Origin of the sequence: Bacillus sp. 2CMS4F, assembly GCF_023161785.1 — a bacterium.
Lineage (GTDB): Bacteria > Bacillota > Bacilli > Bacillales > Bacillaceae > Bacillus > Bacillus halotolerans.
The window spans coordinates 46,621-68,989 of record NZ_JALNTO010000005.1 but is presented as its reverse complement, the minus strand read 5'-3'; the positions used below and the strand labels follow the sequence as shown (position 1 = coordinate 68,989).

Here is a 22,369-nt window from a genome sequence, read left to right as displayed (position 1 = left end):
ATAGAGATGAAGGAACAGCATCATTCCTTTCAGCTTTTGATGCTTGGGCTTCAGCATATGCTGGCGATGTACGCAGGAGCCATTCTCGTCCCTCTGATCGTCGGAGCTGCGATCGGGCTCAATGCGGGCCAGCTGACGTATTTAATTGCCATTGATTTGTTTATGTGCGGGGCTGCGACTCTGTTACAGCTCTGGAAAAACCGCTATTTCGGCATCGGCCTTCCTGTTGTGCTCGGCTGTACGTTTACTGCAGTCGGCCCGATGATTTCTATCGGCAGCACATACGGTGTCTCAGCGATTTACGGTTCGATTATCGCAGCCGGGCTGATTGTCGTTTTAGCCGCGGGCTTCTTCGGGAAGCTTGTCCGTTTTTTCCCGCCGGTCGTAACCGGCTCAGTCGTTATGATTATCGGCATCAGCCTGATTCCGACGGCGATGAATAATCTGGCCGGCGGCGAAGGCAGCAAAGACTTCGGCTCACTAGGCAACGTGCTGCTTGGCTTTGCCGTTACAGCCTTTATTTTAGTGCTGTTTTATTTCTTTAAAGGGTTTATCCGCTCCATTGCGATTTTGCTCGGCCTTGCAGCTGGAACGGCAGCCGCTTTCTTTATGGGAAAAGTCGATTTTTCTGACGTCGCGGAGGCATCCTGGGTTCATATTCCTTCTCTATTTTATTTCGGCACGCCAACCTTTGAGCTTCCCGCCATTCTCACCATGCTATTGGTTGCGATTGTCAGCCTTGTTGAATCAACGGGTGTTTACTTTGCTCTTTCCGATATGACAAACAGGAAACTAACAGAAAAAGATCTTGAGAAAGGCTACCGTGCGGAAGGGCTTGCGATTGTGCTTGGCGGCTTATTTAACGCGTTTCCGTATACAGCCTTCTCGCAAAACGTCGGCATCGTTCAGCTTTCAAAAATGAAAAGTGTCAATGTCATCGCCATCACGGGATTTATGCTGATGGCAGTCGGTCTGATTCCAAAAGCCGCGGCATTGACGACCGTGATCCCGAATGCAGTGCTCGGCGGCGCGATGATTGTCATGTTCGGCATGGTCATTTCTTACGGCATTAAAATGCTTTCCGGCATCGATTTTAAATCACAAAGCAATCTCCTGATCATTGCTTCTTCTGTCAGCTTAGGGCTTGGCGCCACGACGGTGCCCGCTTTGTTTTCATCTCTTCCGGGAGCAGCTTCCGTGCTGACCGGAAGCGGCATTGTCATTGGCAGCTTAACCGCGATCGCACTGAACGCTTTTTATCAATTCAAACGGCCCCATGGCGCGGAAATCAATACGTAAAGGGTGATGGCTCATGTTCACGATTGACGACCTGAATCAAATGGATAGACAAACACTGACTGACACACTTGGATCTATTTTCGAGCACTCTGCATGGATTGCGGAGGAGGCCGCGGCACTCCGCCCGTTTTCCTCCCTTTCTGATTTGCATCAAAAAATGTCCCGCTTAGTCAAAGCTGCGGATCGCAAGACACAGCTTGAGCTCATCTGCAAACACCCCCGGCTCGGCACCAAGAAACCAATGAGCGCTTCCTCTGTAAAAGAGCAGCAAAACGCAGGGCTCAGTAAGCTTGAACAGCAGGAATACGAGGAATTTCTCAAACAAAATGAAGACTACTATCACAACTTCGGTTTTCCTTTTATTTTAGCGGTAAAGGAAAAAACGAAACAGGAGATCCGCCAAGCCCTGCTGACAAGGCTGAAGAACAAACCAGAAACAGAATTCCAGCAGGCACTTGAGGAAATATACCGCATCGCCCGCTTTCGTTTAGAGGACATCATTACAGAAAAAGGAGAGATTCAAATGAAAAGAACCATGTCTTACGGCAAAGGAAATGTGTTTGCCTACCGAACGTTTTTAAAACCGCTCACAGGCATAAATCAAATCCCAGAGTCTTCTTTTACGGGCAGAACCAATACAGTTGTCGGCATTGATGTGACATGCGAAATTGGCGGAGATGCCTTTTTGCCGTCATTTACAGACGGAGATAATACACTCATCGTGGCTACGGATTCGATGAAAAACTTTATTCAGCGCCACCTCGCTTCCTATGAGGGAACAACCACCGAAGGCTTCTTGCATTATGTGGCTCACAGATTTTTAGACACCTATTCACATATGGACACGATCACTCTGACAGGCGAAGACATTCCGTTTGAAGCGATGCCTGCATACGACGATCAAGAGCTCGGCACAAGCCAGCTTGTCTTCAGAAGATCGCGCAATGAACGCGCTCGGTCGGTGCTGAAAGCAGAACGAACTGGGGATACGATAACGCTGAAGGAGCAATACAGCGAAATCACGGATCTCCAGCTTGTCAAAGTAAGCGGAAACTCCTTCGTCGGCTTTATCAGAGACGAATATACGACTCTCCCTGAAGATGGCAATCGGCCGCTCTTTGTCTATTTAAACATCAGCTGGCGTTACGAACATGCGGATGATGCATACGCCGCCGATCCAGCCCGTTACGTGGCGGCTGAGCAGGTCCGCGACTTAGCGAGCACTGTATTTCACGAGCTCGAAACGCCCTCCATTCAAAACTTAATCTATCATATCGGATGCAGAATATTAACGAGATTCCCGCAGCTCGCGGATGTCAGCTTCCAATCTCAAAATCACACATGGGATACAGTCGTCGAAGAGATTCCGGGCACAAAAGGAAAAGTCTACACAGAACCGCGCCCGCCATTCGGTTTCCAGCGGTTCACCGTGACGAGAGAAGACGCCGAGAAAGAAAAACGGAAAGCCGGTGAAGCATTAGGGAGCCTGAATGCCTGATGGGGAAGCTGACAACGCATATCTTGGACTTAACCTGCGGCAAACCCGCGGCGAACGTAAAAATCGAATTGAAGCGGCTGGGCGAAGACAAAAGTCTTATTCTTATCAAAGGGGCTTTTACGAATAAGGACGGCCGAGTCGATGCTCCGCTCCTTGCGGGAGAAGAGCTGAAGTCCGGGGAGTATGTGATGGAGTTCCATGCGGGGGACTACTTTGCGGGAAAGAAAGCGAACACGGCTGAGCCGTTCTTAACGATTGTAACAGTTCGTTTCCATCTTTCTGATCCGGAAGCTGATTATCATATCCCGCTTTTGCTGTCGCCGTTTGGTTATCAGGTGTATAGGGGGAGTTAAGAAAAGAGCCCGCCCGCTGGTGAGGCGGGCTCCGCAAATGATTAGGGGTTGCTGGGTTGCTGGATCACTGCATAAATAAAAGACCCTCCCTATTGTGAGAAGGTTCCTGCGAATTATGCCACATCCGGACCTCGTATTTGAGAGTTCGAGTTTATTTTTAAATATTAAATTTATCGTTCTCTATTTCTACTTAGACTAAAAAAAATTTAAAATCAATTAAACTAGTATCACTATCAAGTTATCTCCATCAGCATATCATGTACTATCCTCTTTTAAGGGAGGTGAAGTTATGAGGTCATTCCCTTTGATCGTGGTGCTATTTATCCTATTAATCATCGTTGGCACTTCTTTCTTCGGTGGCTATTAAGAACTCACCTTACCCCATATCCGTCAGACGCCATAAGAATTCTTTATGGCGTTTGTTTTGCTATAGCGACAAGGTTTTGACAGGGAAATATAACACTCGCTACAAATCCTCGTCCTCCATTACAATATGAGATGAGAGCGAGATGTTTTCCCACAACGCGGCCGCGTCTTGATCACGCTCTTCAATTAATCCTACCATTTAGAAACGCTTGTTAACGGATTTGTTAGTTTCTATCGGATCGATTTCTTCCGCACCTACAAAAATTTTTTTTCATTCCCTTTTCTCCAAAATGAATTATTTTATTTTTTCAATCGATTTAACAGGTACTTCCGGTGGATTGAGTATTAAGTCAATCCGTTGAACAGTGACAAAGACGACAGAAAAAATCAGGGAACAAAGAAAGGTTAGTAAAAGTATTTTCCACCAATTTAAGTTATTCATCATCTCTTCTCCCTCTTTCCTTAATTTGTAACATTACCCATTTCTAGTATCAAACACAACTAGGCAAAAAGTAAAGGGAGAAGAGGTATTTCATCTTCACGATCTGTAATTGACGTTTATCCTTTATCGATTCGCTTAATTTTTTATATCCGGTGCTTTGCCGTAGCTGCGGGAAAAGTCCAATGACTCCCTTTTCCCACTTGCTACCTCTTTTCTAATCCTGCAAGCCGACCGCATAATCCCTCCATAACCGGTACACCTGCACAAATTGCCCGCCAGCCCTTCTTCAATATCTTCGTCAGTAGGTTGCGGGTTTTCCTGAAACAGAGCTTTGAGCGCAATCGTCATCCCTGGTGTGCAATATCCGCATTGGAAGCCTCCTTCCTCCAGGAAAGCGGTTTGGCAGATATCCAGTTCTTCTTTTTGAAGCCCCTCAATGGTTGTGATCGAATGGCCGTCCGCTTGGTATGCCATGGTCATACACGCATTGGCGAGCTTGCCGTCTAGCAGGACAGAACATGCACCGCAACGGCCGATTCCGCAGGAAATTTTAGTTCCGGTCAGCTGGAATTCCGTCCGCAGAAGGTCACTCAAGCAAGCTGTAGGAACCGCATCAACCTCCCGCGCTATTCCATTTACGTTCATTCGGAACCGATGCTTTTTTACAGAGAAAGATCCTGCTTCTTTTACGTCCATTGCTTTATCCCCTTTCTGTCTATCTCACCAAGCAGCTCTTCACGCGAAATCGGCAGCTTGTTCACCCAGCAGCCGACGGCATCATGTACCGCCTTTACAATCGCCGGGGTGATGGCGATCGTTCCTATTTCTCCGACACCGCGCGGGCCATATGAGTCACCATCCATCAGCTCTTCTATCGCGGTCAGTTTCATTGCCGGAACATCTTTGATTCCCGGAATTACATATTGATCCAAATTCTCCGCCGTGTAACGGCCGTCCGTCATTTTTGCTTCCTCCATCAGCGTATAGCCGAGCGCCATAGCAGCGCCGCCTTCGATTTGTCCACGATAGCCCTGCGGACTGACAACCGGACCTGCCGCAATGGCGTGCTCACAATCTATCACTCTGACATCGCCTGTTAATAGATCAACCTCCACCTCAACTGCAGCCGCTCCAAATGAGTAGAGAAAATGGCCGCCGACCACAGGATCAGGCGTTGTCGGAAAATCGAATGCTGTTTCCTCAGTCAAAGGACCTTTTTCTGCCAATTCCTTATAGGTCACCACCAGATCCTTTGTATTATGCATCCGCAGCCCCCCAGCGCTGAGAATGAGTTGTTCAGGCAAACACGGGACCAATTGTGCGGCACGTTTTTTCAGCTGAGCTAGAAACGGTTTCTTCAAACGCTGGATCGCGTGCCACACCATGCTCGTGCCGCGGGATGCTGTGGAGGAGCCTGACTTTGGCACTTTTGCTGTATCCCCGATGATAATGGAAATATCCTCCGCCGCACAGCCCAGCTCTTCGGTGACAATATGTTCAATCGCGGCGAGTATGCCCTGCCCGCACTCTTCAAACCCAAACGAAGCCGTGATTTTGCCGTCACTTGAAAGGGAAAGGCGCCCTCCTGCGGCATCCATCCGGCCATAGCCAAGCCCGCCCCCGTGCATGGTAATCGCGGCTCCAACACCTCTTCGTTTATAACGAGACGTCTGATGTTTTCTTTTGAGAATAGGAGATGCAGAAATGACGTTCAACACCTGCGCCGCTCCGTCAGTGGGCGCAATCCGATGCTCAAGCGGGCCCAGGTCATGCGATTTTCTGATATTTCTTCTTCGCAGCTCCAGCGGGTCGATGCCGAGTATGCTGCTGAGGCGATCTAGATGGGTTTCAAGCGCAAATGTGATTTGATTGCCGCCAAAGCCTCTGAATTCTCCCGCCACCCCATTGTTCGTATACACAGAAATCCCTTCAGTACGGATATTCGGAATGCGGTACGGACCGGCGGCATGCTCGGCAGAAAAATCCAGGACTGCCGGTCCCAGCGTGGCGTAAGCGCCTGTATCGGCAATGATTTTCACATCATGAGCCAGAAGCTTCCCTGTTTGATCAGCCCCTGTTTTGATCGTGATTTTCATCGGGTGGCGTTTGATTCCTGAGCGTACAGATTCCTGCCTCGTCTGATGAATTTTGACCGGACGCCCGCTTTTACGGGCTAAAAGCGCGGCATACGGCTGAATATTCAGCTCATCCTTTCCGCCAAATGAGCCGCCCATCGGACTCGACACAACCCGAATTTTCTCTTCAGGAATACCAAAAATGCGGGCAAGCTGAAAACGGTCCTTGTAGCCGTGCTGAGTGCCAGCGTACATTGTAAAACCCCCGTCACGTTCCGGAACAGCTACACCCCCTTCCGTTTCCATATACGTATGCATCTGCCGCGGCAGTTCGTAGGTTTCTTCAAGGATGGTGTGACACGATTGGAATCCCGCTTCCACATCGCCGTGCGAGAAAAACGCACGATGAAGGATGTTACCGTCCGGGTGCAGCATATGCGCATCTGGTCGGAGCGCTTTTTCCGGAGAATCAATGACCTCCAGCTCCCTGTACACCACGTGAATCAGCTCCAGCGCGGCTTCGGCAATGTCTTCTGTTTCTGCGGCGACTGCGGCAACTGCATCCCCCACATAACGCACTCTATCCTCGCATAGAACCGGCTGGTCAGGAATGACAATCCCAAAACGGTTGAAACCCGGAACATCCTTATGGGTGACGACCGCCCGCACACCTTCCATTTCTTCAGCCTTTTTGGTGCAAATCGACACGATTTCCGCATGAGGGCAAGCGCTTCTCAGGATTTTGCCGTACAGCATTCCCGGAAAGGTGAGATCAGTCATATACTTCAATTCACCCGTGACCTTTTCCCTTCCATCCGGCCTTATTCTTGATGATTTGCTTATGCTCATTTATTCCCCTCCCTCAAACATCAGCTCGGACATGATGACGTTGGCAGCCGCTTTTTTTCTGTATGCCGCTGACACGAAAGCATCGGCTGAAAACGGCAGCTCCTTGATAAGTGTTTCGTACAGCTCGTGCGCCTCCCATTCAGGCTCCATCCATTTACCTTCGCTCTCTATTAATCTTTTCGGCCTGATATCGGCATGGCCCGCTGCGAGGCGAATGTCACCGTCTTTCAGTAAACGTCCTGCCGCCACAGCAACCGCTCCTGTAAATGCCTGCCGCCTTCCGAGCTTTCGGAAAAACACACGATCTCCCTCTGGACGCGGGATGATCACACGCGTCACGATTCCATGTGAATACGCTTCACTGGAGATCCATTCAGCAAGCGGCAGCCTGACAAGCTCCTTCTGATAAACGATAAGCTCCGCATCAAGCACAAGCAGAAGCGGAATCAAATCCCCTATTTTACTCGCTATGTTGCCGCCAATTGTGGCCCGGCTTCGGATTCCCGGCGCTGCAACAGCAGAAACTGCATCACATAAGCAAGCCAGCTCCCGCTTGATGAGGCTGTTTTTTCTGCATTCATTCAGCGTGGTGAGCGCCCCGATCGACACGTTGGTGCCGTCAGCGGTAATGCCTTTCATCTCATCAATGCCTTCAAGGCTGATGAGATGCGCTTTCGGAAGAATTCCTTTGTCCCATTGAAGCTGGAGCAGCGTGCTGCCCGATGCTGCACACACATCTGGCGCAAGCTGCTTCAAAAGAGAAAATGCCTCATTAAGCGCTGCCGGCCTCCATAATTGAATGTTCATTCGCGCCTGTGTCACTTGTCCGTTCATGTATTCGCCTCCTGACAGTGTCATATTCCTCCGGCGTATCAATATCTTCCAGTTCCTCGCACGCTTTCACTGCCAGCACCGCTCCAGTGCCAAGCTGTCCGTTTTTCAGCAGCCTGCGGGCACCCTCATCTCCCTTTAACTCCTTTACATATGGAAAACAGGCGGATGAGAAATAAATAGGCGGACTGAGCGTACGCAAAGATGCTGACACGGCAAACATTTCATGAGCCCTTGATATCAGGGCATTTACATGATCGACAGAAAGCTGCGGCTGGTCACCCAACAGAATGACGACCCCGTCTGCCCCCATGCTTTCCGCTTTTTTCACCCCGCTGCTGACAGAATGCCCTTGGCCCTTTTCCGCCTCTTTACAGACATGCAAACTCCAGCGATCCAGAAAAGGCGGTGCTTGATATTGCGCCCCGATCCACTCAAGTGAAGCATTTTCTGTCCTCTCGACAATCAGCACATGGTCAAGACGGGATAATAGAGCTGTTTTTAATGAAGCCGATCCGATCGTTTCTCCTTTTAGCGGCAATGCCAGCTTGTTTGTGCCCATTCTCTCACTTTTTCCGGCCGCCAGAAATATACCGATAATGCTCATATAACCGCCAGCCGTTTTCTTGTTTGAAGGACTTCCGCAACGATGCTGACGGCAATTTCCTCTGGGCCTTCCGCGCCGATTTTCAACCCGACCGGACTGTAAAAATGCGCGGGCGGCTGTTTTCCATTCAGCAGCCGTTTCGTGCGGTTTTCGGAACCCAAAAGCCCGATATAATGAAGGTCCCGAGAAAATAAGGATTCAACGATGACTTGATCGTGCTGAAAATGGTGAGTCGCCACAACAGCGGAATCCTGAGGCGAAAATCCAAATTCACCGAGCATCTGCTCCGGAAAGGCAGTGATCAGCTGATCTGCTTTTGGAAAAAGAGCGGCTGTGCAATATGCAGGCCGCCAATCTGTCACAATGACAGAAAATCCGGTCTCAGCCGCCAAATTGGCGAGCGGTATCATATCTGGGCCCGCCCCAAACAGAATGAGACGCGGCTTCGGCTCAATACGCTGAATAAAAATGTTTGATGATGGATCAAAATGCGGTACATGAAGCGTTGAAGCGGTGCGTTGAATATCTTGAAGCGGCACATCCGGCCAGTGCCCAAAATACCCGTTCTCTGACAAAAACAGATAACGCCCTGACTGTGAGGATTCAATCTGTGTAACGGCTGTTACGGCTTTTCCTGAATGAAGGCAGTCTCTTACTCTTTCATAGTGCCGCTTTTTTTCCTGAGAGATTCGTTCCGCATAGATATGAATAACGCCATTGCAGCCGACTCCCATGCCCCACGAAAGATCGTCTTCAGCTCTCATGTCATAGGATATAAGCGCTGTCGTCAGCTGATCGCCGAGCTCACCGATTCTTTCGGATACATCCTCTTCCAGACACCCGCCGCTCAGCAAGCCGATTCTTTCTCCGTTTTTCTTAAAGAGCATGGTGGCGCCTGCTTTTCGATATGCAGAGCCTTCAACTTGAACAATAGTCGCCAGCACAGCTTCATCCTGATCTTCCCGAAGCGCATCTAATATCGTGTGAAAATACTCCAATGCCGCATCCCCCTTTCAAAAATTGCTGTAAGAAATAAAACGTCATTTTATAGGTGCCTTGTATAAAGAATAGATGAAAAAAGAAAAAGTGACTCATGCTCCGTCAGAAAATGCAACACAGAGAAAACGGATTTGTAAAAAGAGTCAAACGGAGAAAATCAGATTGGAGAATGAGCGAAAATGAAAAAAGCCTGCGGAATTCCGCAAGCTTTTTCTTTAAATCGCTGCCTGGCTCTTAGCATTTTCATATACATCAAGCGCGGCCTGAAGCGCTTTTCCCGCTTCGATCACAGCGCCGTGTCTGAGGAGCACAGCTTCTAATCCGGCAAGGACAAACAGTACGTTTTCTCTTCTGCAGCTGTAGCCCATCGTACCAATTCTCCAAATCTTCCCGGCTAAAGGGCCGAATGAGCTGGCGATTTCGATTCCGAACTGTGCCAAAAGCATATGGCGGACCGACTCTCCGTCCACGCCGTCCGGGATTTGCACACAGGTGACAACAGGCATTTTGCAGCTCTCATCCCCAAACAGCTTCAGCCCCATCGCCTTAATCCCGGCTATTAATGCGGCCTCATGGTATTGATGCCGCTCGAAACGTGCTTCAAGACCTTCATCAAGCACCAGTCTCACGCCCTCACGCAAGGCATAAAGCATCGTCGTCGCTTCTGTATGATGATTGAGCCGCCGTTCGCTCCAATAATCCTCAAGCTGGCTCAAATCAAAATAATTGCTGGTGATCGGACGATTTCCGGTAAGCGGCGCCTTGTCTGCCTGAGTCGCAATTCCGCGTTCCACCTTTTTGCGCGCCGCAAGGATGTCCGCCACCCGTTCATTATATGTAATCGGCGCCATCCCCGACGGAACAGACAAACACTTTTGCGTGCCGCCGATAGCTGCGTCAATGTTCCATTCATCCACTTTCACCTCGCAGCCCCCAATTGTCGCTACCGCATCGACTATAAACAGTGCATCCCAAGCACGGCACGCTTCTCCGATCGCTTTCAGCGGATGAATTCGGCCAGTTGATGTTTCCCCATGTACCATTGCTACAATTTTCGGCTTCACTTTTTCCATTTCCCGTATAATAGCGTCAGGGTCTAAAACCGTTCCCCACTCACACTCAAGCGTATGAACATTCGCCCCGTACCGCTCGGCAATTTCAGTCAGCAAAAAGCCGAAGCGTCCGTATATCGGAATAAGCACGTCATCTCCCGGTTCAATGACACTCGCTAACACCGCTTCGATTCCCGCCCGGGATGTGCCGTCAATCGGATACGCCCAGCGGTTTTTTGTTTGAAACAATTCTCGGAGCATCTCCATCGTTTCATTCATGATATCGGTAAACGCCGGGTCAAATTGGCCGACAACCGGCGTGCTCATCACTCTTAATACACGCGGATCGACCTCTACGGGTCCCGGTGTCATAATCGTTCTTAATGGTGTACATAATTCTTTTCTGCCTGACACAGCCATTCCTCCTTCATCAGTAAGCCAGTTTGTATAATAAATCAGTCAATGTGCGGACGCCGATCTCAAGCTGACGTGCAGAAGTAAATTCCTTCGGCGAATGGCTGATGCCGCCTCTGCTTGGCACAAACAGCATACAAGCGGGGCAGCTCCTTCCGATCATTTGCGCATCATGCCCTGCCCCGCTCACCATTTCTTCACAGCTGATACCGTTTTCTGCCGCTGTCTCAAGAGCCTTGGCAGAAAGCGTTTCGTCCATCGGCACAGGCTCTATCCGCATATATTCATCAATCATAGCGTGAATCCCTTTTTCGTCACAAATGCCGTTGATGACAGCAGTCATTTCTTTATGAAAATGCTCCAGTACATGCTGATTTTGATGTCGAATATCGATTGAAAACTGCACCCGTCCAGGTATGACATTGGCCACATTGGGCTCCACCGTCATTTTTCCGCATGTCAGACGAAGCTCATCCGGCTGTTCTTCAGCGCGAAACAGCAATTCATGAATCACTCGGCTGCTGGCTGCGAGCGGGTCCTTGCGCCACTTCATGGAGGTGGTCCCTGCGTGGTTGCATTCTCCCTCAAGCGTAATCAGATATCTCCTCTGCCCGACTATACTTGTCACCACACCGAGATCTCGTCCTGACATTTCAAGCGTCTGTCCTTGTTCAATGTGAATTTCAATAAAAGCGTTGATATCTGTCCTGTGCGCTGACGGATACACGCCTCTGCCAAAACCGTTGTCATGCATCGCCTCTTGTAATGAAACACCTGATCGGTCTCTCGGTACTTCCGCATGCTTCAATGACAAAGCTCCCATCATATTCCCTGATCCCCAGTATGTCATCGGAAAACGGCTGCCCTCTTCCTCACATAAAGACACGGCCTCAAGCGTTTTTTTCGGCGCTCCGTATGTTTCTTTGAGCTGCTTTAAAGCAAGCATTGCCGCAAGCACGCCATATGAGCCGTCATACTTTCCCCCATTGATCACAGTATCGATATGTGAGCCGGCTAAAATCACTTCATCCGGGGACTGGGTGCCCTGAAGCCTTCCAAAGACATTGCCGACATCGTCAAATCTGGCGTCAAGCCCAAATGCCGACATCTCCGCTTTCACGGCGAGCTGCGCGTCCATCCACTCCTTGGTGTACAAAAGTCTCGTCACCCCGCCATCAGCAGACGCACCGAATTGGGCAAGCCAATCGATGTAATCAGCGATGCCGCTTTCTGCTGAAAGCCTCTGCTTTTCCATGTGCTTCCTCCTCTGTCCGTTATGGTGACTTCATTATAGAGGGAGGAAGACGTATAGTTCATCAGCACATAAACCAAAAAAACGTTTATTTTTTGGTCATAATAACCAGTCTGCCATTCCATTTTAGGAATAGCAGCCAGTAAGGAGGAGAGTCAATAGGCAGCGATGGATTACAAAAACAGCGAGAGGAAAAAGTGGCTCTAAAGATTTATTGTATGAACTAGCGAAAAACACGGGAAGGCAATGCTTTCAGTGAAGCAGCACTCGATCAAGGAACAGCGCTTGCCAAAACTCAGCGGGAGCAATAACGCGGACTAAAGATCCCGGAATAATAGAGTTCCGCCTCCTCCAAAGTTACCAATTTACAAATTTAATAAAAAATATACAAAATGACACTTCTAACCTTTATCTCAATTTTAGATAATAGACATGATCTGATCTAAAGGAGGGCAAGTGATGACAAAAAAAGCAAGGTTTCTGCCGCTCGTCTGTGTATTACTGATTTCCGGATGGTTTGCGCCCTCTGCTTCAGCAAGCGCGCAAACCGGATTGAACCTGAATGGCCGTGCAGCTACTTCTTCCGCAGCCTCCGGGGGCATTCTCTCATTAGTCTCTCCCGCTGCACCATACGCCGACACAGACACCTATTATGAAGGTGCTGAAGGAAAAAGCGGAGAGGCGTTAAAAAGCGCGCTGCACCGTATCATTAGCGGACATACGATGCTGTCTTACAGCGAGGTATGGAACGCGCTGAAAGAAACAGATGCAGATCCGGCCAATCCGAATAACGTCATCCTGCTCTATACGAATGAATCCCGTTCGAAAAACCTGAACGGCGGCAATGTCGGGGACTGGAACCGGGAGCATGTCTGGGCGAAATCCCATGGCGATTTTGGTACAAGCAAAGGGCCCGGCACTGATATTCATCACTTGCGTCCAGCAGACGTCCAAGTAAACAGCGCCAGAGGCAACATGGACTTTGACAACGGCGGCAACGAGTATGCGAAAGCGCCCGGAAATTATTATGACGGAGATTCTTGGGAGCCCCGCGATGATGTGAAAGGCGATGTCGCCCGCATGCTGTTTTACATGGCTGTCCGTTACGAAGGAGATGACGGCTACCCTGATCTTGAGCTCAATGATAGGACAGGAAACGGCTCTGCTCCTTATCACGGAAAACAATCCGCCTTGCTTGAATGGAATAGGCAGGACCCTGTTGATGCCCGCGAAAGAAAAAGAAATGAAATCATTTATGAAAAATATCAGCACAACCGAAATCCATTTATCGATCACCCTGAATGGGCAGACGACATTTGGCCGTAAGAAAAAGGTGCTCCCTTCGGGGGAGCACCTTTTCTAATACACAGCCTGTTCCGTTTCAGCATCGAAAAAGACGGCGTGATCCATTTTCACCGCCAGCTGAATTGTATCGCCCGCGGCGATTCGATTGCCGCCATCCAGGCGAACCGTGAGCCGCTCGTTCCCGGCGCTGACATGCACAATCAGCTCAGATCCCAAATTTTCATTCACTTCCACCGTCGCTTTAAACACGGAATCAAACAGCCGGTCATTTCCAGTCATTTGTGCGATGTGCTCCGGCCGTACACCGGCTGTCATCTGTTTTCCGGCATAGCCTTTTTCCTTCAGCCGTTTCGCCTTTTCTTCAGGGATATGAAGCCGGATCGAAGGGTTTGTGAAAAACAGCTCGCCATGGTGCTCTTCAATCATGCCTTTGAAAAAGTTCATTCCGGGAGAGCCAATAAACCCGGCCACGAACAGGTTTGCCGGATAATGATAGATATCATGAGGCTTGGCCACTTGCTGAATTTTACCTTCATTCATGACGACAATCCGATCGCCCATCGTCATCGCTTCAGTCTGATCATGGGTGACATAGATAATGGTTGCTTCCAGCCGCTGGTGAAGCTTGCTGATTTCTGTCCGCATCGTCACTCTCAGCTTCGCATCCAGATTAGAAAGCGGTTCATCCATTAAAAAGACCTTTGGTTCCCGCACAATTGATCTGCCAAGCGCCACCCTTTGCCGCTGGCCGCCGGAAAGTGCCTTCGGTTTTCTCTTCAGCAAATGCTCAATCTCCAAAATGTTTGCAGCTGCATGCACCCGCTCGGCAATTTCTTGTTTCGGCATTTTTCTGAGCTTCAGTCCAAATGCCATGTTATCGAAAACAGTCATATGCGGATACAGCGCATAGTTTTGAAACACCATCGCGATATCACGCTCCTTCGGCGGAAGATCATTGACCCGTTCCCCATCGATAAAGAGGCTTCCTTCCGAAATGCTTTCCAGCCCAGCCACCATCCGCAGGGTTGTCGATTTGCCGCAGCCTGACGGCCCCACCAGCACCAAAAGCTCTTTATCTTTTACATCTAAATCAAAATCCTTCACCGTTAATTGTGAATGATATGATTTTTTGACATGTTCAAATGTTAATGAAGCCATCAGAAAACTCCCCCCGTCTTTTTTTCTCCGTTATTTCGTCACTGGAAACAACTCGGTCTTTCTGTTATTTTTAGAGTAATCGATTCCCATATTTGCTATATTTCTAAAACAAAAAATGCAAATTTGTATTATAACGTCATAATACATTATAATATAAATAATAGCTTAAAAGGAGGCTACCCCTTGTTAAACAACGGAAGTTCAACACCTTTATACATTCAGCTAAAACAAATCATAACAGATGACATTAAAAAGGGCTTGTATTCCCCGGCTGCCAAGCTGCCCACAGAAAACGAGCTTTGCAGCAAGTATAATGTCAGCCGTATTACCGTCAGAAAAGCCATTCTCGATCTGGTCGAAGAAGGCTATCTGATCAGGCAGCAGGGAAAAGGAACGTTCGTTAAAAGCCCTAAATTGAAGAGAGAGCTGATCGCAGTAAACGGCTACTCGGAATTTATGGAATCAACCGGAAAAAAACCGAAGCACCAGGTTCTGTCCCATGAAATCATTCCAGCATCGAAACCGATCGCCGAAAAGCTTCAGATCAATCCCGAGAGCTCTGTCGTTGAATTAAAACGGATTTTATATAACGATGATCAGCCGCTCACCTTTGAGATCACGCATTACCCGCTGGACATGTTTCCTGCCATCAATACGTTTATTGCTGACGGTGTATCTATGCATGATATTTTGAAACAGCAATACCAAGTTGTTCCCACTCACAATACAAAACTATTAAATGTTGTCTATGCCCAGCAGGAGGAAAGCAAATACTTGGATTGCGATATCGGGGATGCGCTGTTTGAAATCGATAAAACCGCATTTACCTCAAACGATCAGCCGATCTACTGCTCACTGTTTTTGATGCACACAAACCGTGTCACATTTACAATCAACAGTCCCTACACATGACAGGCATAAAAAACGAGACACTGCTTATAGTATTCTCGTTTTTTCACTGCTTCCCCCTTCCTCCAGGCGATAGGGATAGCCGTAACCGAATGCCCCGTACACTCCGCATGTTTTCGCAGCTGTTTCCGCTCCTTGGCGCAAAGCGTTCATCATATCCTGCTTTTCACAAAACGCAGTCAAAAATCCCGCGATAAATGAATCTCCCGCTCCGAGTGTGTCTATTATATCAGCTTCCACAATCGGCTGATGATAGATTCGGTCCCCCGCAGACAGGATCGCCCCTTGCCCGCCGCGGGTCATGCAAACGATTTTTGCTCCGTACTCATGTGCCTTTTTGGCAAGCTGGCCGCACTCCGTCTCACTCAGATCGCTTCCTGAAAAGAACGCGTACGTCACATAAGGACAGACCTTTTTCAAATACTCATCCTCTCGATTTGTTGAAAAATCAAAAGAGACCGGGATCAGCCCGCACAGCTGCGGCAAATCGTTCTCAATCCTGCTGTACACACTGGTATGAAGCAGATCATGCCCGCTGATAAAAGATAAGTCCTTTTCCTGAAACGCAAGACGGAGACGCGACTGGATGCCGCCCTTATTCGATCGGACAAAGATCCGGTCCCCCTGTTCATCAAGGGTAACGATTGCCATTCCGTTTTCCCCATGCGCCTGGCGAATAAAATCAGCGTTGACCTTCTCCAATTTCAGCACATTCAGCAGATGAGCCGCGGCTTCGTCATTGCCGACGATTCCGATATAAGAAGACTCATGCCCGAGCCGTTTTGCAAGCACTGCGACATTTAAGGCATTTCCTCCCGGGTAGAATGTTTCTTGATCCTGATAGTAGTCTACAACATTGTCTCCAACAGCAATTAATTTCATTGTGCTTCCTCCTTTATCCTTTTACGCTTCCGCTTGCAATCCCGCGGACAAAATATTTCTGCATAAATAAAAATAGAATAATAATCGGCGCGGCAGAAATCGTTAATCCCGCCAGCAAGACGCCCCAATCCGTCTGCAGCGCATCTCGGAACTGCATCAGCCCCGCTGGAATGGTCCGCAAATTCTCGTCATCTATGAAAATAATCGCAAACATAAACTCATTCCACGTATGGTAAGCTGTCAGAATACCCGACGTCACTAAAATCGGCACACTCATTGGTAAGAAAATTCTGAAAAATACCCCGAAACTCGTACACCCATCTAAATAAGCCGCCTCTTCCAATTCTTTAGAAATAGAAAGAAAATAAGAGCGGATTAAAATGATGGTAAATGGAATCCGATAAGCCGCATAAGGCAAAATCAAAGCCCAATACGTATTGTAAAGCCCCAGCGACTGAATAATGGAATAAAGCGGCACAAGACTGACCTGAGGCGTCAGCATCAAACCGCCAAGACAAAGCACCAAGAAGAACCCTCTTCCTTTAAACTCGAACCTCGAAAGCCCGTACGCCGCCCATGCGCTGATAAAAACAGTAATCACACATGTCAGCGCCGTCACGATCACACTGTTCATAAAATAAGAAGAAATCCCCTGATTCCAGGCGGACACAAAGTTCTCCGGATGCCACGAAGACGGCAGCGACCAGCTGTTCTCAAAAATATCATCCGAGCTTTTAAAGGCGCTCATGACCATCCATAAAAGCGGATAAGCAATCGCGATTAGATAAAGAAACAGAAAAACCCACACAGACGTTTCTCCGATATACCATTTTCGCCTCGGCTTTCTTTTCACCTCGATGTGCCGGTCAGGCACAGGCTCTAATCTAAACGAATCTGTCTTCTTTTGAGGCAGCATCTGTTAATCCTCCTTTCCGGTTTTAAAGAACTTCATTTGCATGAGCGACAAAGCAAGTGTAATGAGTAACACAATAGTGGCAATCGCTGAAGCATAACCCATCATATCCTTTGTAAAGGCACTTTTATATAAGAATGTGCTTAATACCTCAGAAGCGTTTCCCGGTCCGCCGCCTGTCAAAATGTACGGCTCGTTAAACACTGTAAAAGCGCCTGTCAGCGTCATCACCACCGCAACAAAAGACATCTCTTTCGTCTGGGGAATGGTAATGTGAAAAAACTGCTGAATTTTCCCCGCACCGTCAAGCCGCGCTGCTTCATACAGTTCATCCGGTATTTTTTGAATCGACACAATATACAGCATCGCAATATAACCGACAGACTGCCACTGCGACACAAAGATGACAGAAAGCATAGCCGTGCTGTCCTCCCCGAGCCATGCCCTCGTCAGCTGATCCAGCCCGATTGCCTGAAGCAGCTGATTCAAAAGCCCCGTCTCAGGGTTGTAAATAAAATCAAATAAAAGCGCGATAACCGTCATTGAGATGACAACCGGCAAAAAGAAAACGGTACGAAAAAAAGGCGACCATTTTCTGACCAGCTTATCCTCAAGCACCGCCGCCAAAATCAAACCGCCAAACACCTGGCATACAATTGAGATCACTGCGTAGAGCACGTTATTCGTGAGGGCTTGATAAAAGACAGGATCACGAAATAATTCAACATAGTTCTTCAATCCGATAAACGTTTTTTCCGGAGAAAAAGAGCTCCATTGAAACAGACTGAGAAAGACATTCTCAAAAATCGGGATATAAACGAAAAGTAGAAAAACAAGAGCCGGCAGTAAAAACAAATAGGGGATTATTCTATTTTGGTTGACCAAGGATAACTCATCTCCTTTATAAAAAGAAAAGGTGCGTCGCTTCACCTTTTCTTGGATTTATTCAGCTGACGCCTTCACTTGCTTGGCTGCTTTTTGGACGGCTTTCATGACCTGCTCCGGTGTCATGTCGCCGCCAAGCATTTGCTGGACGCTTGTTAAGTACACATCTGCGATTTCAACATCTACATCCATATCGAACCACGGAACCATTGATTTGGCATCTACGATATGCTGAACGGCTTCACGCTGAATGGCTGTAGAATTTTCTTCGGTTGCCGTCCCTTTCACCGCACTGTATTTGCCGACGTCTTTAACGAGCTTTTCACCCATTTTTTTCGACGTCAGAAATTGCAAAAATTCTACTGCTTCCTTCGGATGTTTTGTTTTCGAGGAAATCATAAATCCTTCAGGCGCCCCCGTTAACGCTTCTGAAGATCCTTTTTGCCCGCTGATTTCAGGGAATGAGAACATCCCTAGATTCACTGGCTCGACCAGTTTGATTTCAGCCGTTTCCGCATATATCATCGCCGACTTTCCGCTCTTAAATTGCTGTCTCACATATTCATGGTCGACGGAATTTACATGTTTATTGAAGTAAGGCATCAGTTCCTGCAGCTTTTCAAGTGCTTTCACATAGCCTTCATCGGTAAATTCACCCGTTTTGGCGTTATAATCCTTTTCTCTTGTTTTTTCATCGACCATCCGCTGATTCAGCGTGCCGATATAATGTGAGATTGTCCAAGGCGCTTTTGTTCCGAAACTGATCGGCGTATAGCCATTTTCTTTCAGCTTCTTGGAGACATCGATGAGTTCATCCCAAGTCGCCGGCGGCTCTAGATTGAGCTTTTTAAAAATATCTTTATTATAGAAAAATGATTTAGCGTCCATTTGCCACGGCACGCCATATTGTTTGTTTTCATACGTAAATGGTGTAACTTGCGATTGAACGAGCTGCGATGACCAATCTGTATCATCTTTGTAGTAGGACGAGAGATCAAGTGCTTTATTTCCTCTGATAAATTTAAAAGCAAACTCGTCACTCCATGAGAAGTAAATATCAGGAGGGCTGCTGGTTCCCAGCATAACTTTAATTTTATCTTTATAGGAGTCATTCAAAACCGCTTCAGTTTGAATGTCGATATCCGGATGCTCTTTTTCAAATTCCTTTACAACCTCTTCAAAATACCTTTTTTCCGGCTCCTTCGGCCATCTGTGGAAAAATTTCAATGTCACCTTTCCATCCGCTGAACTGCCCTGGCTCGAACAGCCCGCAATGGTGAGCATACTGACAGCTGCAATGATCAAAAATAAAAACATTTTCTTCAAAGGGTTGGCCTCCTCTGGACATTAGACTATAATGTTATATAACATTATAGTCTAATGCATAATGGTTCCTCTTTTTCAGATCAATACTCAACTTTCCACATGTATCTTCTATGAGATAAAGGATGATTTCTTGCTTCTGCCAAAGCGTCCGCATAGCTTCTCAGCACACGGTTAAGAACGAGCGGAGCAAGGTAGCCTTTTACTGAATCGTCAATTGCAGTGAAGTCGTAAGATGCGGCATCAAGCACAGTCAGCTTTTTGCCATATTTTTTCGAGAAGGTAAGCGCCCGCTCTTCAAGAGGCCTTGTTTCATCTAAACCGAGCAGGATGATAAATGGCACGGATTCATCAATAATTTCAAACGGTCCGTGAAAATATTCTCCGGCATGAATGGCGTGGGAATGAATCCATTGCATTTCCATGAGAATGCAGATGCTGTAGGAGTAAGCGACACCGTAGTTTGCACCGCTTGCCATTGTATAAATGATGCTTTCTTTTTCATGCGCTTTCGCAAATTGCTGTGTGTTTTCAGCTTCCTGCTTAAGGGCTTCATCATACACAGCCTGCAATTGATCTAAACCTTCTATTGCTTGTTCAAATGTCGTATTGTTTTCTAATACCTGCAAAGCGCCGAAAACGATTTGATATAGAACGCCATAGTTCGTATTGATCGCCTGCGCCTCATCCCCCCAGTCATATTGGGCTACATATTGCGCTTCCTGTGCTAAAGGAGACTCCGGCTTATACGTCATTGCAATCGTAAGCGCGCCTTTGCTTCTCGCAAATGCAGCGGCTTTTACCGTTTCCGGGGTATTTCCCGAATGCGAGCACAAAATGACAAGAGACTTTTCACCGAGCTGCACAGGGTTTCGCTGAATAAATTCATTAGAGCTGTAAAGGTCAGAGCTGATTGATTTTGACTCCCTGTCAAACACATATTTACTCGGATACATGATGGCCGAAGACCCTCCGCATGCGACAAAGAATACATGGTCAATGGTTTTTCCTTTCAAATCCTGCAAGAAAGCTTGAACCTCACGATTAACTTTTGCTGTGACCTGACTCAAATCCTTCACTCCTCGTTTTTATTATATAACGTTATATAACATTATATATTGTTATATTAAAGTCCGCAGCTAGGATTGTCAATATCATTTTCTGAAATTTCTCAATAATTTAATCAAGTGATAGACAACAGGCCTACGTGTACAAAAATGCCAAATCAAAAAGCCAGAACTTAACATAAGCTCTGGCTTCACTGCTCAATCCGCAGACTGACTTCTTATTTAAAAAATACCTTGTCTATATTGTACTTCGAGTGCTGTGTATTGATGATGTAGGTTTCGTAAATTTCTCTTTCCATTGGATCTTCGACTACACATACTTCAATTTTATAAACTTCGTCCCTGTGATTTTTGATCGGTGAGACAGTGTCTTCAAAATGTTTCTTAATTCTCTGTCTTAACTTTCTGGCTTTACCGACAAATAGCAGTTCGTCATGAATGTTATAAAACATGAAGATGCCGCCTTTATCCCTAGGTATCTGGTGAAAGTCGATGAATCCGTAAATCGCCTTTATTTTCGGCTCGTTATCATTAGCTGACTGCTGTCGTTCAGTGATGGTGACATTCGGTGCGGGTATATCAATTTTTATCAAAATCAGTTCACGTCCTCTTTTTCATTAAAGATAAATGCTAACACAGACAGGAAAGAAAAGCTAGAACAGCTTTACTATATTTGTTTGTCATGCCTTTCATTATTATGCAAGCGCACAGGCAAGATCATAAGGGCTAAGGTCTATTTCTGTCTGCTTTCCGAGAACTAGCTTTGCGAGCTCTGAACCGAGAAACGGTCCCATCGTTAGTCCCGACGCGCCTAAACCGTTAGCGGCGTAAAGTCCTTGAACATTCGGCACGGCACCCACCACTGGCAGAAACCCCGGTGTAAACGGTCTGAAGCCCACTCTTGTTTCAATGACTGTGCTGTCAGCAAGCCCAGGGGCTGCGGCAAGTGCTTTGCTCAAGACTTCATGCTGTCCCCCTGCTGTCACACGCAGGTCTTTAAGATCGGCCTCATTTTCATGGGTGGCGCCTGCTACAATTCTGCCGTCATCAAAGGACAGAATATACTGGTCATTCGGCGGCATCACCACCGGCCATGATCCGGTATCTGCGCCAGGGATTTCAAAATGCATAATCTGCGCCTTCTGAAAGGACACTTGAAAATGAATGCCCAGAGGCTTCATCAATTCATTGGCCCATGCCCCTCCAGTCACGATCACATTATCTGCCTCAAACTGCTGCTTGTCTGTTTGGACACCGGTGACTCTTCCGTTCTCAAAAAGCAAGGACGCGTTTCCTTTTACAATGACTGCACCATGTTTCTCGGCAGCGTTTAAAAGCGACCGGCATAGCGCCCTCCCGTTCACACGAGCGGCGCCGCTGATATGAACCGATTCATAGCCATCAGCTAAAATCGGAAACAGCTTTTTCGTCTCACTCGCGGACAAGCGGGTAATCTCACCGATCTCCGGCGCGTCCTCCCGTCTCTTATACGCCCGCTCCTCCATCTTATCGAGCTTCACCGCATCAGTGTGAATGCTGATCGCACCGACACGCTTATATCCTGTATCCGTTTCTCCGTCCTCTTCCAACTGTTTGATTAAATCCGCATAGTATCGCGCTCCGCCCTTAGCGAGCTGATACCAATCCTGATTGCGGCGCTGCGACAGCCAAGGGCAGACGATCCCCGCCGCCGCATCCGTAGCTTGTCCCGGTTCCTTCCGGTCTATCACCGTAACCCGGGCTCCTGATTTTGCGAGATGATAAGCCGTCGATGCACCTAGTATGCCTGCGCCGACGATGATGTAAGACTTCATATGCAAACACCTTTTCTTTTATAATATCTATTCATTTTACCAAATAGAGTGCTTTCCTTCGACCTATAGACCCAAT

Annotated in this window: 21 protein-coding genes; 6 read left to right on the top strand and 15 right to left on the bottom strand. The window is 47.6% G+C overall.

Annotated elements, in window-relative coordinates; genetic code table 11:
- The first annotated feature begins 6 nt into the window (after window positions 1-6).
- The 4 genes from MTN95_RS09720 (at window position 7) to MTN95_RS09705 (ending at window position 3,517) form a co-directional block, all read left to right on the top strand.
- A complete protein-coding gene (locus tag MTN95_RS09720; RefSeq protein WP_105991623.1) occupies window positions 7-1,299 on the top strand; it encodes a nucleobase:cation symporter-2 family protein in 1,293 nt (430 codons plus the stop codon).
- Window positions 1,300-1,312: 13 nt separating this feature from the next.
- The gene (gene pucL, locus MTN95_RS09715) at window positions 1,313-2,797 is read left to right on the top strand and encodes a factor-independent urate hydroxylase (protein ID WP_248337994.1); all 1,485 of its coding nucleotides are present in this window, start codon (window positions 1,313-1,315) and stop codon (window positions 2,795-2,797) included.
- On the top strand, window positions 2,797-3,150 hold the full coding sequence (uraH, locus tag MTN95_RS09710) for a hydroxyisourate hydrolase (protein WP_248337991.1): 354 nt from the start codon (window positions 2,797-2,799) through the stop codon (window positions 3,148-3,150). Before pucL ends, uraH begins: the two co-directional genes overlap by 1 nt.
- 289 nt (window positions 3,151-3,439) lie before the next feature.
- Entirely contained in the window at window positions 3,440-3,517 is a 78-nt protein-coding gene (locus MTN95_RS09705) for a YjcZ family sporulation protein (protein WP_072175780.1), read from the top strand.
- Window positions 3,518-4,093: 576 nt separating this feature from the next.
- Here MTN95_RS09705 and pucE read toward each other — a convergent pair.
- The 7 genes from pucE to allC all read right to left on the bottom strand — a co-directional run bounded on the left by pucE (window position 4,094) and on the right by allC (window position 12,040).
- Complete coding sequence (gene pucE / locus MTN95_RS09700; RefSeq protein WP_248337988.1) at window positions 4,094-4,654, bottom strand: xanthine dehydrogenase subunit E; 561 nt, start codon at window positions 4,652-4,654, stop codon at window positions 4,094-4,096.
- Complete coding sequence (gene pucD / locus MTN95_RS09695; protein ID WP_248337986.1) at window positions 4,645-6,882, bottom strand: xanthine dehydrogenase subunit D; 2,238 nt, start codon at window positions 6,880-6,882, stop codon at window positions 4,645-4,647. Before pucD ends, pucE begins: the two co-directional genes overlap by 10 nt.
- A complete protein-coding gene (gene pucC / locus MTN95_RS09690; protein ID WP_248337984.1) occupies window positions 6,883-7,716 on the bottom strand; it encodes a xanthine dehydrogenase subunit C in 834 nt (277 codons plus the stop codon). It lies immediately after the preceding gene.
- The gene (gene pucB, locus MTN95_RS09685; protein ID WP_248337982.1) at window positions 7,655-8,320 is read right to left on the bottom strand and encodes a xanthine dehydrogenase accessory protein PucB; all 666 of its coding nucleotides are present in this window, start codon (window positions 8,318-8,320) and stop codon (window positions 7,655-7,657) included. The genes pucC and pucB overlap by 62 nt, the downstream gene beginning before the upstream one ends.
- Complete coding sequence (locus tag MTN95_RS09680; RefSeq protein ID WP_248337980.1) at window positions 8,317-9,318, bottom strand: XdhC family protein; 1,002 nt, start codon at window positions 9,316-9,318, stop codon at window positions 8,317-8,319. Before MTN95_RS09680 ends, pucB begins: the two co-directional genes overlap by 4 nt.
- A 216-nt stretch (window positions 9,319-9,534) precedes the next feature.
- Window positions 9,535-10,785, bottom strand: a complete 1,251-nt coding sequence (locus MTN95_RS09675; protein WP_202853947.1) for a pyridoxal-phosphate-dependent aminotransferase family protein — start codon at window positions 10,783-10,785, stop codon at window positions 9,535-9,537.
- A 16-nt stretch (window positions 10,786-10,801) separates the two neighbouring features.
- Window positions 10,802-12,040: an allantoate deiminase gene (gene allC / locus MTN95_RS09670; RefSeq protein WP_248337978.1), complete on the bottom strand. Its 1,239-nt coding sequence runs from the start codon at window positions 12,038-12,040 to the stop codon at window positions 10,802-10,804.
- A 456-nt stretch (window positions 12,041-12,496) separates the two neighbouring features.
- Here allC and MTN95_RS09665 point away from each other — a divergent pair, with 456 nt between their 5' ends.
- Window positions 12,497-13,363, top strand: a complete 867-nt coding sequence (locus MTN95_RS09665) for an endonuclease I family protein (protein ID WP_095714017.1) — start codon at window positions 12,497-12,499, stop codon at window positions 13,361-13,363.
- Window positions 13,364-13,396: 33 nt separating this feature from the next.
- Here the strand turns inward: MTN95_RS09665 and MTN95_RS09660 are convergent, their stop codons facing one another.
- Entirely contained in the window at window positions 13,397-14,500 is a 1,104-nt protein-coding gene (locus MTN95_RS09660) for an ABC transporter ATP-binding protein (RefSeq protein WP_248337976.1), read from the bottom strand.
- 183 nt (window positions 14,501-14,683) lie between these two features.
- On the opposite strand from MTN95_RS09660, the gene frlR reads away from it, so the two are divergent.
- The gene (gene frlR / locus MTN95_RS09655; protein ID WP_142391628.1) at window positions 14,684-15,412 is read left to right on the top strand and encodes a transcriptional regulator FrlR; all 729 of its coding nucleotides are present in this window, start codon (window positions 14,684-14,686) and stop codon (window positions 15,410-15,412) included.
- A 24-nt stretch (window positions 15,413-15,436) separates the two neighbouring features.
- Here the strand turns inward: frlR and MTN95_RS09650 are convergent, their stop codons facing one another.
- The 7 genes from MTN95_RS09650 to MTN95_RS09620 form a co-directional block, all read right to left on the bottom strand.
- Complete coding sequence (locus MTN95_RS09650) at window positions 15,437-16,291, bottom strand: fructoselysine 6-kinase (protein ID WP_202853787.1); 855 nt, start codon at window positions 16,289-16,291, stop codon at window positions 15,437-15,439.
- A gap of 13 nt (window positions 16,292-16,304) precedes the next feature.
- Window positions 16,305-17,207 carry a carbohydrate ABC transporter permease gene (locus MTN95_RS09645; protein WP_059334818.1) on the bottom strand — a complete coding sequence of 301 codons (903 nt, stop codon included), beginning with the start codon at window positions 17,205-17,207 and terminating at the stop codon, window positions 16,305-16,307.
- 3 nt (window positions 17,208-17,210) lie between these two features.
- The gene (locus MTN95_RS09640; protein WP_105953837.1) at window positions 17,211-18,089 is read right to left on the bottom strand and encodes a carbohydrate ABC transporter permease; all 879 of its coding nucleotides are present in this window, start codon (window positions 18,087-18,089) and stop codon (window positions 17,211-17,213) included.
- Between the two features lie 57 nt (window positions 18,090-18,146).
- Window positions 18,147-19,415: an ABC transporter substrate-binding protein gene (locus tag MTN95_RS09635; RefSeq protein ID WP_248337974.1), complete on the bottom strand. Its 1,269-nt coding sequence runs from the start codon at window positions 19,413-19,415 to the stop codon at window positions 18,147-18,149.
- A gap of 80 nt (window positions 19,416-19,495) precedes the next feature.
- Window positions 19,496-20,482 carry a fructosamine deglycase FrlB gene (gene frlB, locus MTN95_RS09630; RefSeq protein ID WP_127696501.1) on the bottom strand — a complete coding sequence of 329 codons (987 nt, stop codon included), beginning with the start codon at window positions 20,480-20,482 and terminating at the stop codon, window positions 19,496-19,498.
- 215 nt (window positions 20,483-20,697) lie between these two features.
- Window positions 20,698-21,072, bottom strand: a complete 375-nt coding sequence (locus tag MTN95_RS09625; protein ID WP_010331777.1) for a nucleotide excision repair endonuclease — start codon at window positions 21,070-21,072, stop codon at window positions 20,698-20,700.
- A gap of 102 nt (window positions 21,073-21,174) precedes the next feature.
- Window positions 21,175-22,293: an NAD(P)/FAD-dependent oxidoreductase gene (locus MTN95_RS09620; protein WP_248337972.1), complete on the bottom strand. Its 1,119-nt coding sequence runs from the start codon at window positions 22,291-22,293 to the stop codon at window positions 21,175-21,177.
- Between the last annotated feature and the right edge of the window lie 76 nt (window positions 22,294-22,369).

What these genes read in the sequence shown, in the direction of transcription:
- MTN95_RS09720 (WP_105991623.1), top strand. Translation starts at nt 7, where the DNA reads ATGAAGGAACAGCATCATTCCTTTCAGCTTTTGATGCTTGGGCTTCAG.
- pucL (WP_248337994.1), top strand. Translation starts at nt 1,313, where the DNA reads ATGTTCACGATTGACGACCTGAATCAAATGGATAGACAAACACTGACT.
- uraH (WP_248337991.1), top strand. Translation starts at nt 2,797, where the DNA reads ATGGGGAAGCTGACAACGCATATCTTGGACTTAACCTGCGGCAAACCC.
- MTN95_RS09705 (WP_072175780.1), top strand. Translation starts at nt 3,440, where the DNA reads ATGAGGTCATTCCCTTTGATCGTGGTGCTATTTATCCTATTAATCATC.
- pucE (WP_248337988.1), bottom strand. Translation starts at nt 4,654, where the DNA reads ATGGACGTAAAAGAAGCAGGATCTTTCTCTGTAAAAAAGCATCGGTTC.
- pucD (WP_248337986.1), bottom strand. Translation starts at nt 6,882, where the DNA reads ATGAGCATAAGCAAATCATCAAGAATAAGGCCGGATGGAAGGGAAAAG.
- pucC (WP_248337984.1), bottom strand. Translation starts at nt 7,716, where the DNA reads ATGAACGGACAAGTGACACAGGCGCGAATGAACATTCAATTATGGAGG.
- pucB (WP_248337982.1), bottom strand. Translation starts at nt 8,320, where the DNA reads ATGAGCATTATCGGTATATTTCTGGCGGCCGGAAAAAGTGAGAGAATG.
- allC (WP_248337978.1), bottom strand. Translation starts at nt 12,040, where the DNA reads ATGGAAAAGCAGAGGCTTTCAGCAGAAAGCGGCATCGCTGATTACATC.
- MTN95_RS09665 (WP_095714017.1), top strand. Translation starts at nt 12,497, where the DNA reads ATGACAAAAAAAGCAAGGTTTCTGCCGCTCGTCTGTGTATTACTGATT.
- MTN95_RS09660 (WP_248337976.1), bottom strand. Translation starts at nt 14,500, where the DNA reads ATGGCTTCATTAACATTTGAACATGTCAAAAAATCATATCATTCACAA.
- MTN95_RS09650 (WP_202853787.1), bottom strand. Translation starts at nt 16,291, where the DNA reads ATGAAATTAATTGCTGTTGGAGACAATGTTGTAGACTACTATCAGGAT.
- MTN95_RS09645 (WP_059334818.1), bottom strand. Translation starts at nt 17,207, where the DNA reads ATGCTGCCTCAAAAGAAGACAGATTCGTTTAGATTAGAGCCTGTGCCT.
- MTN95_RS09620 (WP_248337972.1), bottom strand. Translation starts at nt 22,293, where the DNA reads ATGAAGTCTTACATCATCGTCGGCGCAGGCATACTAGGTGCATCGACG.